Here is a 12,815-nt window from a genome sequence, read left to right on the forward strand (position 1 = left end):
ACCGCGTCAGTCACGGTGCAGCAGCGTCACCAGGACGTCGTGCAGCGTCGCCTCGGCGTCCTCGGAGCCCGACTCCGTGCGCCAGGCGACGAAGCCGTCGGGGCGCACCAGGACCGCGCCGTCCCGGCCCGTCCCGTGCGCCTCGGCCCAGTCCGCCCCGTCCTCCGGCTCCAGCTCGGCGCCCGCACCGATGCCGAACGCGTCGAGCCGGACCCCGAGCCGGCCGGCCACCCGGGCCGCGGCCCGCCGCCACACCGTGTCCGCGCCGTCCGTCAGCAGCACGAACGAGCGCTCGTACAGATCCAGGGTCGAGATCCGGTCCCCGGCCCGGCGCACCCAGAGATGGGGCGCCCTGCTGCCCGGCTCGCCCGTCAGCCGCATCCCCTCCGGGACCACCGGCGCGTCCGGCGCCACCCCCAGCACCGCGCCCGCCGTGTAGCGGTAGCCCAGCGCCACGTTCAGCATCCCGCCCCGCTTCCCGCCGCCCACCGAGGGCGGGGGAGCGTAGCCGGGGTGGCTGTGCTCCTCGGACCGTGCCGACGCCCGCTCACTCGTCGCCCGGGCCACCGGCAGCCGCTCCCGCCCGTACGTCTCCAGCAGCCCCCGGCCCGCCTCGCCCCGCAGCACCGCGGCCAGCTTCCACGCCAGGTTGTGCGCGTCCTGGATACCGGTGTTCGAGCCGAAAGCCCCGGTCGGAGACATCTCGTGCGCCGAGTCACCGGCCAGGAACACCCGCCCTCGCGCGTACCGCTCGGCCACCCGCTCCGCCGCGTGCCACGGCGCCTTGCCGGTGATCTCCACGTCGATGTCCGGCGCGCCCACGGCGGTACGGATGTGTCGGGCGCACCGCTCGTCCGTGAAGTCCTCCAGCGTCTCGCCCCGCTCCGGCTGCCACGGGGCGTGGAACACCCACTCGCGCTCGTTGTCCACCGGCAGCAGCGCGCCCTCCGCCTGCGGGTTCGTCAGGTAGCACACGATGAAGCGCCGCTCGCCCAGCACCTCCGCCAGTCCGCGCGACCGGAAGGTGATGCTCACGTTGTGGAACAGGTCGCCGGTCCCCGACTGGCCGATGCGCAGCTGCTCGCGGACCGGGCTGCGCGGCCCGTCCGCGGCGATCAGGTAGTCCGCCCGCACTGTCGTGTGCTCACCGGTCTCCCGGTTCTTCAGGGTCGCCGTGACCCCCGAGGCGTCAGGGTCGAACGACATCAGCTCCGTGGCGAAGCGCAGGTCACCGCCCTGCTCCCGGGCCCGCTCCAGCAGGACCGGCTCCAGGTCGTTCTGGCTGCACAGGCACCAGCCCGTCGGGCTGAACCGGGCCAGCGCCCCGCCCGGGTCGATCTCCTTGAACAGCCACTCCTGGTCCTCGCCGGTCAGCGAGCCCGCCTGGAGGATGCCGTGGTTGTCCGCCAGCACCGAAGCGGCCGCCCGGATCTCCTGCTCGACACCCGCACGGCGGAACACCTCCATCGTGCGGACGTTGTTGCCGCGACCACGCGGATGGGTCGACGTGGCGGCGTGCTTCTCGACCAGCAGGTGCTCGACGCCGAGCCGGCCGAGAAAAAGGGACGCGGACAGACCCACCAGCGAACCGCCCACGATGAGGACCGGTACATGGAGGTCGACGTTCTCGTTCATCAGTTGCTCCAGCTCCGACGCCGTACAGATGCTCTGTCCATGCCCGGGCCGGAGCGGGGTCGGAGCCCTTCGGACGCCTGCTCACCTGAACGGTTCATAAATCTCGCGTCAGGCGGACCAGCGTTTCACGATCGGTCACGGAGACGGCCGGGTCTCCCCGCGTTCCTGCTCTCCCCCCACCGTCGAAGGAGTTCGCCAGATGACCACCACCCTCTCGGAACGGATCTCACAATCCGCCTTCGACGGATCCCGGCTGCGCGTCGTGCTGCTGCTGGACCTGCACGACGGCGCCCAGAAGCAGTTCCTGGAGGCGTACGAGCACATGCGCAACCAGGTCGCGTCCATCCCCGGTCACATCAGTGACCAGCTGTGCCAGTCCATCGAGAACCCCTCGCAGTGGCTGATCACCAGCGAGTGGGAGAGCGCCCCGCCCTTCCTCGCCTGGGTGAACAGCGAGGAGCACGTGGCCACCGTGCAGCCCCTGCACAGCTGCGTACGCGACACCAGGTCGCTGCGGTTCAGCGTGCTGCGCGAGACCGGCAAGGGCTTCGAGGCCGTCCCCGAACCGGTCAAGGGCAGCCTCCAGACGTCCCCGCGCCTCGGCGACGGCGTCGTGCGCCACGCGCTCACCTTCACCGTGAAGCCCGGCACCGAGGACATCGTCGCGGGGCTCCTCGCCGACTACGAGTCGCCCCGCTCCCGCGTGGACGACCACACCCGGCTGCGCCGCACCTCGCTGTTCATGCACGGAAACCGCGTGGTGCGCGCCGTCGAGGTCGAGGGCGACCTGATGGCCGCGCTGCGGCACGTGTCCCGCCAGCCCGAGATCCGCGCCGTCGAGGAGGCCATCAACCCCTACCTCGAACAGGACCGGGACCTCTCCGACCCCGACTCCGCCCGGATGTTCTTCACCCGCGCGGCCCTGCCCACCGTGCACCACGTCTCGGCCGGCCGCCACGCCCCCGAGAACCTGCGCCGGCACGCCGTGTTCTACCAGGCCAAGGAGGGCTGCGGCATGGCCCTGGCCCGCCTCCTGGCCGGGCACGACGAGGAGGCCGCCGACGACACCGGCAGCCCCATCGACAGCAGCACCATCTTCCAGCGCGACGACGTCGTCGTACGCCTCCTGGAAGCGGACGGCCCGCTCGACGCGCAGCCCGCCCACGCCCTCGGCATCCACGGCGCCGGCAAGGCGGCCCGACTGGCCCGCCTCCTCGCCGGCGAGGCGAACACCGTCCCCGCCACCGACGAGGACGCCGCGCGCTTCCTCGCCCGGTCCGAGATGCGGCTGATCACCGACCGGCGCGCCGCGGATTCCTGAACCGCGCTCCGGCACCCGGGCCCTCGCCCGACCCGTCACCACCACGCGCCCCGCGCCCAGGAGGAGAAGCAGAGATGACCACCCACCGGCCACGCATCGTGGACCTCAGTGAGACCCAGCCCAACACCAGGCGCGGAGGCGACCTGCGCGCCATGCTCACCCCCACCGCGGTGGGCGCCACCAGCGGCTTCATGGGCCTCGCCCTCGTCGACCCCGGCGACCGCATCGGCGAGCACTACCACCCGTACTCCGAGGAGTTCGTGTACGTCGTGCAGGGGCACCTGGAGGTCGACCTGGACGGGGAGACGCACACCATGCGCCCCGACCAGGGCCTGCTGATCCCGCCGCACGTGCGCCACCGCTTCCGCAACGTGGGCGACACCGAGGCCCGCATGGTCTTCCACCTCGGCCCGCTCGCCCCGCGCCCCGAGCTCGGCCACGTCGACACCGAGGTGACCGAGACCGCCGAGCGGGGTGCCCCGCCAGAACGAACCGAGGCCGCCTCATGACCCGGCGCGTGGCGGTCACCGGAGTCGGCGTCGTCGCCCCGGGCGGCATCGGGGCCCCGGCCTTCTGGGACCTGCTCTCCAACGGCCGCACCGCGACCCGGGGCATCACCCTCTTCGACCCGGCGGGCTTCCGCTCCCGGATCGCCGCCGAGTGCGACTTCGACCCGGCCGCCCACGGGCTGGACGACGAGGACACCGCCCGCGCGGACCGCTACGTGCAGTTCGCGATGGTCGCGGCCCGCGAGGCGCTGGCCGACGCCGGGCTGGACCCGGAGCGCACCGACCCCTGGCGGATGGGCGTGTCCCTGGGCACCGCGGTCGGCGGAACCACCCGCCTTGAGCACGACTACGTCGCCGTCAGCGAGAAGGGCGCCCGCTGGGACGTCGACCACCGCAGGGCCGGCACGCATCTGGAACGCGCCTTCTCGCCCAGCTCGCTGGCCTCCGCCGTCGCCGAGCAGGTCGGCGCACACGGCCCCGTGCAGACCGTCTCCACCGGCTGCACCTCGGGCCTGGACGCCATCGGCTACGCCTTCCACTCCATCGAGGAGGGCCGGGTCGACGTCTGCATAGCCGGTGCGTCGGACTCGCCGATCACCCCGATCACCGTGGCCTGCTTCGACGCCATCAAGGCGACGTCCCCCAACAACGACGACGCGGCACACGCCTCCCGCCCCTTCGACGCACGCCGCGACGGCTTCGTCATGGGCGAGGGCGGAGCCGTACTCGTCCTGGAGGAACTGGAACACGCCCGGGCCCGCGGGGCGACGGTGTACTGCGAGATCGCCGGTTACGCCACCTTCGGCAACGCGTACCACATGACCGGGCTCACCCCCGAGGGCCTGGAGATGGCCGAGGCCATCAACAGCGCACTCGGCCACGCCCGGATCTCTCCGCAGGACATCGACTACGTCAACGCGCACGGCTCGGGCACCAAGCAGAACGACCGCCACGAGACCGCCGCCGTGAAACGGGCCCTCGGCGCACACGCGCACAAGGTGCCGATGAGTTCCATCAAGTCGATGGTGGGCCACTCCCTCGGCGCGATCGGGGCGATCGAGATCGCGGCCTGCGTCCTGGCCCTGGTCAACCAGACGGTGCCGCCGACGGCCAACTACGAGTCCCCGGACCCGGAGTGCGACCTCGACTACGTGCCGCGCACCGCCCGCCCCCTGAAGCTGCGCAGTGTCCTCTCGGTCGGGAGCGGCTTCGGCGGCTTCCAGTCCGCGGTGGCCCTGACCCGAGGGAGGACATGATGAGTACCCGAAAGGCCCGGCGCACCGTTGTCACCGGCATCGGCGTCGTCGCACCCAACGGCACCAGCACCGAAGCCTTCTGGAAGCGCACCCAGGAAGGCATGAGCGTCCTGGACCGGGTCACCCGCGAAGGGTGCGAGGACCTGCCGCTGCACGTCGCCGGCGAGGTCCGCGGCTTCGACCCGGTCGCGCTCATCGAGGAGCGCTACCTCGTCCAGACCGACCGGTTCACGCACTTCGCGATGGCCGCCGCCGACATGGCGCTGGACGACGCCCGGCTCGGCCGCGCCGACTACGAGGACCGGCCGTTCGGCGTCGGCGTGGTCACCGCGGCCGGCTCCGGCGGCGGCGAGTTCGGCCAGCGCGAACTGCAGCGGCTGTGGGGCCAGGGCTCCACGTACGTCGGCCCCTACCAGTCGATCGCCTGGTTCTACGCGGCGAGCACCGGCCAGATCTCCATCCGCGGCGGCTTCAAGGGCCCCTGCGCGGTGGTGGCCAGCGACGAGGCGGGCGGCCTCGACGCGCTCGCACACGCCGACCGCTCCGTGCGGCGCGGCACCGACGCGGTCGTGGTCGGCGCCGCGGAGGCGCCGCTCGCGCCGTACTCCGTGGTCTGCCAGCTCGGCTACCGCGACCTGAGCGCGGCCGAGGACCCGACGCGCGCCTACCGTCCCTTCACCTCGGACGCCTGCGGCTTCGTGCCCGCGGAGGGCGGGGCGATGTTCGTGGTCGAGGAGGAGGAGTCGGCCCGCGACCGCGGGGCCCGGGTCCGGGCGGAGATCGCCGGCCACGCCGCCACCTTCACCACGGCCGCCCACTGGGAGGAGTCCCGCGAGGGCCTCGCCCACGCCATCGAGGGCGCGCTGCGGGAGGCCGGCTGCGCCCCCGACGAGGTCGACGTCGTCTTCGCGGACGCGCTCGGCTCCCCGGCCGCCGACCGGGCCGAGGCGCTGGCGCTGGCCGACGCGCTCGGCCCGCACAGCCGGCGCGTCCCCGTGACGGCCCCCAAGACCGGCATCGGCCGGGCCTACTGCGGGGGTCCGGTCCTGGACGCGGCGGCGGCCGTCCTCGCCATGGAGAACGGCCTCGTCCCGCCCACGCCCAACGTCTTCGAGGTCTGCCACGACCTCGATGTCGTCACCGAACGGGCCCGCCCGGCCGAACTGCGCACCGCCCTCGTGCTCAGCCGCGGCCTCATGGGCTCGAACGCGGCCCTGGTGCTCCGGCGCCCCGCGTGAGCCCGCCCACCCCGTCCACCCCGTCCACCCCTCGTGAGAAGGAGCAGCCCCTCATGACCGAACGACTGACGTACGAAGAACTCGCCGCCCTCATGAAGAAGGGCGCCGGCCTGTCCGTCGACCCCAAGGAAATGGAGAACCGCGCCGACGCCGCCTTCGACGAGTACGGCCTCGACTCCCTCGGGCTGCTCGGCATCGTCGGCGTACTGGAGAACCGGCACGGGCAGCCGCTGCCGGCCGACGCGGACCGGTGCAAGACGCCCCGCGAGTTCCTCGACCTCGTCAACAACAGCCTCATGACAGGAGCCTGACGTGTCCGGACACACCGAGAACGAGATCGTCATCGCCGCCCCCCTGGACCTCGTCTGGGACATGACGAACGACCTGGAGAACTGGCCGCAGCTCTTCAGCGAGTACGCGGCCGTCGAGGTCCTGGAGCGGGACGGCGAGCGCACCACCTTCCGCCTGACCATGCACCCCGACGAGAACGACAAGGTGTGGAGCTGGGTCTCGGAGCGCACCACCGACCGCCCCGGCCGCACCGTGCGGGCCCGCCGCGTCGAGCCCGGACCGTTCCAGCACATGGACATCCGGTGGGAGTACGCCGAGGTCCCCGGCGGCACCCGCATGCACTGGCAGCAGGACTTCGCGATGCGCCCCGACGCGCCGGTGGACGACGCCTGGATGACGGACAACATCAACCGGAACTCCAAGGTCCAGATGGCGCTGATCCGGGACAAGATCGAGCAGCGCGACCGCGAGCGCCGCTCCGCCGCCGTCCCGGCCAGCTGACCGCCAGAAGGGCACCACGCATGCACCACGCACTGATCGTCGCCCGGATGGCGCCGGGATCCGCCCCGGACATCGCGGAACTGTTCGCCGCGTCCGACAACAGCGAACTGCCGCACCTGGTCGGCGTCACCCGCCGCAAGCTCTTCCAGTTCGGCGACGTCTACCTGCACATGATCGAGTCCGAGCGCCCGCCCGGCCCGGAGATCGCCAAGGTGACCGAGCACCCGGAGTTCCGGGCGATCAGCGAACGGCTCACCGCCTTCGTCAGCCCGTACGACCCCGAGACCTGGCGCGGGCCCAAGGACGCGATGGCCCAGGAGTTCTACCGCTGGGAGCGCGGCGCCACCGCGTGAGCGACGCCGACCGCCCCGGCCCCCCTCCGCGAGGGGGACCGGGGCGGTTTCGCGTACACCCGGAGGTCAGCCGGGCACCACGCACTCGAAGGCGTGCAGATACGGATTGACCGGCCGGACACCGCCGATCCGCAGCCCCGCCTCGGAGAGCCGGTCCACCAGGCTCTGCCGGGTGTGCTTGGCGCCTCCCACGTTCAGGAGCAGCAGCAGGTCCATGGCGGTCGTGAACCGCATGGACGGGGTGTCGTCCACCAGGTTCTCGATCACGACGACCCGGGCACCGGGACGGGCCGCCCGGACGACGGCCGCGAGCGCCCGGCGGGTGCTCTCGTCGTCCCACTCCAGGATGTTCTTGATGATGTAGAGGTCGGCAGCGACCGGAATGCCCTCCCGGCAGTCCCCGGCCACGATGGACGCCCGTCCGGCCAGCGCGCCGCCGTCCCGCAGCCGCTCGTCGGCCCGGGCGATCACCCCCGGCAGGTCCATCAGGGTGCCGCTCACCGACGGGTGCTTCTCCAGCAGGCTCGCCAGCACATGCCCCTGACCGCCGCCGATGTCGGCCACCGACGAGACACCGGTGAGGTCGAGCAGGGCGGCGACGTCCAGCGCCGACTGCACGCTGGAGGTGGTCATCGCCGCGTTGAACACCTGCGCCGACTCGTGGGCGTCCTGGTGGAGGTAGTCGAAGAACTCCTTCCCGAACACGTCCTCGAAGACATTTCCGCCGGTGCGCACCGCGTCCTCAAGACGGGGCCAGACCTCCCAGGTCCAGGGCTCGGTGCACCACAGCGAGATCGCCCGCAGGCTGTCCGGGGTGTCCTCCCGCAACAGCCGGGACATGTCGGTGTGCGCGAAGGTGCCGTCGGCGTTCTCCGTGAAGACGCCGTAGCAGGCCAGCGCCCGCAGCAGCCGCCGCAGCGGCCCGGGCTCGGTGCCCACCACCTCGGCGAGCCGCTCCGGGGTCTCGGGGGTGTCGCCGAGCGCGTCGGCGACACCCAGCCGGGCGACGGCCCGCACGGCGGCGGAGCGGGCCGCGCCGAACACGAGCTCGCGCAGCCGCATCGCCGGCTGAGGGGTGGGAAGGGGCTGGACGGGAGTGGTGCCGGGGGTGGTGCTCACGGTGGTCATGCCGTCTCGCTTCTCCTCGTGCGGGGGGTCACCGGTCAGCACATCCCGGCCGGTGCGGAGGTCGTGCAGACATTGCCGGTGAACCGGTTGCCCGTACCGGTGTCCCGGTTCGCCAGGTCCGCGGGCTGATTGCCGAGGACGACGTTGCCGCTGACGGTGTTGTCGGTGTTCTTCGCGCCCACGAAGCTCTTGAACAGCACGACACCACCCGACAGCGGGGTCGCGCCCACGTTGTCGCGGATCACGTTGTTGCGCACCTCGGTGGACTCGGTGCCGGTCAGCACGATCCCGGACCCCTGGATCGCGGGCAGCCGGTCGGTGGCGGCGCAGAACTTGTTGTTCCCGATGATCCGGTTGGAGCGGACCGACATGGCCCCGGCCTGCGGGGTGCCCTCGTCGCCCACGACGAACACGCCGCTGCAGTTCGCGGTGAAGGTGTTCTCGCGCACCGACAGGTTGCGCACCCGCCGCGCGGTGAACCCGATCCGGTTGCCGGCCAGTGTGTTGCCCCGGACCCGGGTGCCGCCGGTGTCGGTGGCGCCGCCCTCCTCGTCGACGCTGTTGGCGACGAAGACGCCCGCGTCCCCGTTGGAGCGGGCGGTGCTGTCCCGGATGTCGGAGCGGGTGGACCGCTGCTCCGCGATGCCCCAGACCCCGTTGGAGTCGGCGGTCACCGAGCGGACGGACAGCCGGTCCGTCCAGGACGCCCACAGGCCGCTGCGGGCGAACCCGGTGACGCGCAGGGACCTGACGGTCACCCCGTCCACGGTGCCGTCCGCCGTCCCCAGGACGCAGATCCCGTTGCCCGCACCCGCGCAGTCGTCACCGGAGGCGGCCCGGCCGGCCGCGGGCATGATGACCGTCTCGTCCCCGGAGCCGCGCAGGGTCAGGCCCGGCGTGCTGATCCGGACGCTCTCGCGGTAGGTCCCGGGCCGGACGACGATGGTGTCCCCGGGCCGCGCGGCGTCCACGGCCGCCTGGATGGACTGCCCCGGTGCCACCACGCGGGCACCGGCCGCGGCGGCCGGTACGGACGGCACCGCCGCGGCCAGTCCGGCGGCCGATGCGGCTGCGATGCTCACGAGGCGTGTGATGTGTCGTTTCCTCATGAGCCGAAGCTATGGGCGATCCCGGCCCGGTGCCACGCACGGTGACCGGTTGGACGCGGGACGTGCCCGAATGGCTCACGTCCGCCCCCTCTCGCTAGCGTGGTGGCCGTGACAGCCGAACGTGATCTCCGAGTCCTGCTGAGCGACCTGAGCCCCGAGCCCCACCCCGGCCGGTACGTGTACGCCACCGTGCCCGACGGCACCCTGCCCGGCGGTGTCGCCCCCGTCGTCACGGTCCGCGAGAGTGAGGGGCTCACCCTGGTGCTCCCCGAGGCCGAGGCCGCGGCGGCAGGGCTGACGTACACCTATGTCGCGGGCTGGATCACCCTGCGGGTGCACTCGGCGCTGGAGGCGGTGGGCCTGACCGCCGCGGTGTCGCTCGCGCTGACCGACGCGGGGATCAGCTGCAACGTGGTCGCGGGGTTCCACCACGACCACCTCTTCGTGCCGTACGAGCGGGTGGACGACGCCGTCGCCGTGCTGGAACGGCTGGCCGCGGAGTCGCGCACCGGGTGAGAGGTGTGCACACGAGGGACGTGTGCGGTGTACGGAGGTGTGCCCCCGGGCCTGGGCATATGCCGGTCCGGGCCCGGCTCTGCGAGGTGAGCTGGGACACGTAACATATGTGCATGTCCTTCCTCCGCCGCCGCAGCGCCGCCACACCCGCGGGCCCCGACTTCGACGTCCTGGCCATGGACCCCGGTGACTGGCCCGGCAACCTCGGCGCCGGTCTGCTCCCCGCACCCGACGGCAGCTGCCAGGGTGTGTTCCTCCGGTACGACCTGTTCGGCGGGCGGGGTCCCGCGATGATCATCGGCAACCTGCCGGAGGGCTCGCCCGCGCGCGAGACCGAGGAGGGGCAGGTCCCCTTCGAGGTGGCCCAGCTGCTGCTGGCGCTGGAGAACGACGAGCCGGTCGAGGTCACCGGCACCGAGGACATGCCGGTCATGCAGGGCGACAACCTCATGATCGTGCGCCGGGTGAAGCTCTCGGAGAGCCGCATCTCCTGTGTGCAGTTCGACCGCAGCGACGGTGTGCTCGTCACCATCGCCAGCTGGGACCGGCCCATCACCGACGACCTGTACGCCCTCCTCAAGCCACTGCCCGCCGAACTCTTCCAGCAGGGCTGACCTGCCACCCCCGGTCACCGGGCCGCACGGCCCGGTGACCGGGGGTGGCACCGGCGGGAGTTACACCTTCACCGCTGACGGCCGGCCGAACAGCGCCGCCACCTTCGACGCCGAAGTGCCCAGCCCCGTCGGGCCGTTGAGGTGCCACGGGGCGCCGGTGCCCCGCCGCAGATCCTCCTCGCGGTAGCGCCGGCAGCCCCGGTGCCAGATCAGGATCCCCGCGAGCCAGTGCTTCAGCTCCTGCACATAGCCCGCAAGGATCTCCCTCGCCTCCGCGTCCAGGCCGAAGTCGTCGTACAGCACGGGCAGTTCGTTCTCCGCGACATGCAGGAACTGCCGCAGCCGCGACTTCATCAGGTCGTAGAGGATCGCCATCCCTGTCGGGTAGTCCACCCCGAAGAAGTTCTGCACCACCAGGACCCCGTTGTGCACCTCACCCTCGTACTCGATCTCCTTCTGGTACGAGAACAGGTCGTTGAGCAGCGCCGCGTAGTCGGCCGCCGCGTTCTCCAGGGAGCGCAGCGGGCCGCTCTCGTAGATCTCCCGGGGCACCTTCCGGCCGTGCCCGATCCGGCACAGGCTCATCGTCAGGTCCGAGCCGAACGTCATGCGCCGCATCTCGACGTAGTCCACCGGGTCCGGAATCCGGTGCTGCGCCTGGTTCGCCAGCTCCCACAGCCAGCTCTCCGTCATGTCCTCGACCGACTTGCGGAAGGCGCGCCGCCCGGCGTCGTCCATCGGGCCCGCCGTACGCTCCCAGAGGTCACCGAGCCCCCGTTCCAGCGCGTTGACCGGCTCCGGCACCGGGCCCCCGTCCAGCGGCATGAACAGCGACAGGCGCTCGTTGGCCAGCCGGGCCCCCGCCAGATCGCGCGACCGGCCGTGCACCACCGGGAACCAGTCGTCGCCGTACGTTCCCCAGGCCAGCCACCCGGAGGACAGGTCGAGCCCGTCCGGCGTCGCGTCCGGGTGGATTCCGGCCGCGCACAACGGCAGGTCGATCGCCCGCAGCCGCTCCTCGTCCCAGATGTGCGAACCCGGCACCCCGGGCTGCGGCCCCAGGATGCCCATCCGGTCGGCCCAGACCACCATCCGCTCGCGGGCACCCTCCAGATGCGGGCTCAGCGTCGTGCCGAAGGGCAGGTCGAAGTCGGGCAGCAACGACGGGCCCACGTGCTGGAAGAGCGCATGGCTGTGACGGCGCAGCCGGGCCGACTCGGAGCGCCGGGTGAAGCGGATCGACGCGGCGGACATCCCGAAGCCCGGCTCCGCCTCACCGGCCCCGCCGTCGTTCATGTACCGGCTGGAGCGCATGTGCCACTCGTGGCCGCCGGACTGCCAGTCCTGCAACCCCTTCACATACGCCCCGACCGCGGCCGTCTGCGCCGCGTCGAGGCCCCGGGCCGCGCAGAGCGGGCCCACCTCGGTCAGCGCCGTGTTCTCGAACTGCTGGAGCCTGGACGTCAGCAGGTCGTTCACCGCCTCGGCCGCCTCCTGCGTCGAGCAGCCGAGGAAACGTTCAAGGACCAGTACCCCGTTGCTGTTCTCGCCCTCGTCCTCCACCTCACGCTGGTACGAGAAGAGGTCGTTGCGCAGATGGACCCCGTCCGAGAACGCGTCACGCAGCACCCGCAGCGCCCGTTCACCGGCGACCGCCTCCGGTACCTCCGCCCCGGCCGCGTACTCCACGAGACCGGCCGACCAAGGGGCCCCGCCCACCTTGCGGCGCATCTCGATGTACTCGACGGGGTTCGCGATGCGGCCCTCGTTGATGTTGGCGAGCTCCCACAGCGACTCGTTGAGCAGGTTCCGCGTCGACTCCGCGAACCGCACCCGCCACGCGTCCGACATCGCGGGCACCGTACGCGCCCACAGATCTGCGAGCCCCGCTTCCACCGGGTTCTCCGGCTCGGGCACCGGCGCGCCGCGCTCCATCGGCATGAAGGCGGGCAGCCGGTCCAGATACCGCTTCCCGCCGTCGCGGTCCGGGGTCCGCTTGAAGAGCTCCAGGAAGTGGTCGTCGAAGAAGAAGACCCACACGTACCAGTCGGTAACCAGCGACAGCGCCTCCGCCGAGCAGTCGGGATGGGTGTACGCGCACAGCAGCGCGTAGTCGTGCGCGTCGAGGTCCCGCTCCTCCCAGATACCGGACCCCTCCAGCATCCCCATGGACCGCGCCCACGTCTTCGTGTGCTGCCGGGCCTCCTCCACATGGGGGTTGAGACGCGCCGGATACGGAACATAGAAGTCCGGCAGGGTGAACGGCTGAGCCATGTGCGTCCGGCCTTTCCGAGAGCCATCGCGTGAGTCCCACGCGCATCGGTCCTGTCGGCGCCAGCACTAC

13 protein-coding genes are annotated in these 12,815 nt (G+C 72.0%); 9 read left to right on the forward strand and 4 right to left on the reverse strand.

Annotated features, from left to right (window positions below):
• Positions 1-6 precede the first annotated feature (6 nt).
• A complete protein-coding gene (locus tag ACZ6C6_RS06930; RefSeq protein ID WP_469199880.1) occupies positions 7-1,635 on the reverse strand; it encodes an FAD-dependent oxidoreductase in 1,629 nt (542 codons plus the stop codon).
• 199 nt (positions 1,636-1,834) lie between these two features.
• Between ACZ6C6_RS06930 and ACZ6C6_RS06935 the strand changes: the two genes are divergently transcribed.
• The 7 genes from ACZ6C6_RS06935 to ACZ6C6_RS06965 all read left to right on the forward strand — a co-directional run bounded on the left by ACZ6C6_RS06935 (position 1,835) and on the right by ACZ6C6_RS06965 (position 7,104).
• Positions 1,835-2,956 carry a SchA/CurD-like domain-containing protein gene (locus ACZ6C6_RS06935; protein ID WP_469199882.1) on the forward strand — a complete coding sequence of 374 codons (1,122 nt, stop codon included), beginning with the start codon at positions 1,835-1,837 and terminating at the stop codon, positions 2,954-2,956.
• Between the two features lie 74 nt (positions 2,957-3,030).
• The gene (locus tag ACZ6C6_RS06940; protein WP_361030151.1) at positions 3,031-3,465 is read left to right on the forward strand and encodes a cupin domain-containing protein; all 435 of its coding nucleotides are present in this window, start codon (positions 3,031-3,033) and stop codon (positions 3,463-3,465) included.
• Complete coding sequence (locus tag ACZ6C6_RS06945) at positions 3,462-4,721, forward strand: beta-ketoacyl-[acyl-carrier-protein] synthase family protein (RefSeq protein WP_469199884.1); 1,260 nt, start codon at positions 3,462-3,464, stop codon at positions 4,719-4,721. Before ACZ6C6_RS06940 ends, ACZ6C6_RS06945 begins: the two co-directional genes overlap by 4 nt.
• Positions 4,721-5,959, forward strand: coding sequence for a beta-ketoacyl synthase N-terminal-like domain-containing protein (locus ACZ6C6_RS06950; protein WP_469199886.1), 1,239 nt, complete (start codon positions 4,721-4,723; stop codon positions 5,957-5,959). Before ACZ6C6_RS06945 ends, ACZ6C6_RS06950 begins: the two co-directional genes overlap by 1 nt.
• Before the next feature lie 53 nt (positions 5,960-6,012).
• On the forward strand, positions 6,013-6,270 hold the full coding sequence (locus ACZ6C6_RS06955) for an acyl carrier protein (RefSeq protein WP_469199888.1): 258 nt from the start codon (positions 6,013-6,015) through the stop codon (positions 6,268-6,270).
• A gap of 1 nt (position 6,271) precedes the next feature.
• On the forward strand, positions 6,272-6,751 hold the full coding sequence (locus ACZ6C6_RS06960) for an SRPBCC family protein (protein ID WP_469199890.1): 480 nt from the start codon (positions 6,272-6,274) through the stop codon (positions 6,749-6,751).
• Between the two features lie 20 nt (positions 6,752-6,771).
• A complete protein-coding gene (locus ACZ6C6_RS06965; protein WP_018524503.1) occupies positions 6,772-7,104 on the forward strand; it encodes a TcmI family type II polyketide cyclase in 333 nt (110 codons plus the stop codon).
• A 66-nt stretch (positions 7,105-7,170) separates the two neighbouring features.
• On the opposite strand, the gene ACZ6C6_RS06970 is transcribed toward ACZ6C6_RS06965, so the two are convergent.
• Together ACZ6C6_RS06970 and ACZ6C6_RS06975 are read right to left on the reverse strand one after the other, a co-directional pair.
• On the reverse strand, positions 7,171-8,232 hold the full coding sequence (locus ACZ6C6_RS06970) for a methyltransferase (RefSeq protein ID WP_469199892.1): 1,062 nt from the start codon (positions 8,230-8,232) through the stop codon (positions 7,171-7,173).
• A gap of 35 nt (positions 8,233-8,267) precedes the next feature.
• Complete coding sequence (locus ACZ6C6_RS06975; protein WP_469199894.1) at positions 8,268-9,341, reverse strand: right-handed parallel beta-helix repeat-containing protein; 1,074 nt, start codon at positions 9,339-9,341, stop codon at positions 8,268-8,270.
• 108 nt (positions 9,342-9,449) lie between these two features.
• Between ACZ6C6_RS06975 and ACZ6C6_RS06980 the strand changes: the two genes are divergently transcribed.
• A complete protein-coding gene (locus ACZ6C6_RS06980) occupies positions 9,450-9,857 on the forward strand; it encodes an ACT domain-containing protein (protein ID WP_469199897.1) in 408 nt (135 codons plus the stop codon).
• A 113-nt stretch (positions 9,858-9,970) separates the two neighbouring features.
• Positions 9,971-10,471 carry a hypothetical protein gene (locus ACZ6C6_RS06985; RefSeq protein ID WP_026171499.1) on the forward strand — a complete coding sequence of 167 codons (501 nt, stop codon included), beginning with the start codon at positions 9,971-9,973 and terminating at the stop codon, positions 10,469-10,471.
• 60 nt (positions 10,472-10,531) lie between these two features.
• Here ACZ6C6_RS06985 and ACZ6C6_RS06990 read toward each other — a convergent pair whose 3' ends face one another.
• Positions 10,532-12,745 carry a terpene synthase family protein gene (locus ACZ6C6_RS06990; RefSeq protein WP_469199899.1) on the reverse strand — a complete coding sequence of 738 codons (2,214 nt, stop codon included), beginning with the start codon at positions 12,743-12,745 and terminating at the stop codon, positions 10,532-10,534.
• Between the last annotated feature and the right edge of the window lie 70 nt (positions 12,746-12,815).

Source organism: Streptomyces sp. NPDC041814, assembly GCF_055590565.1.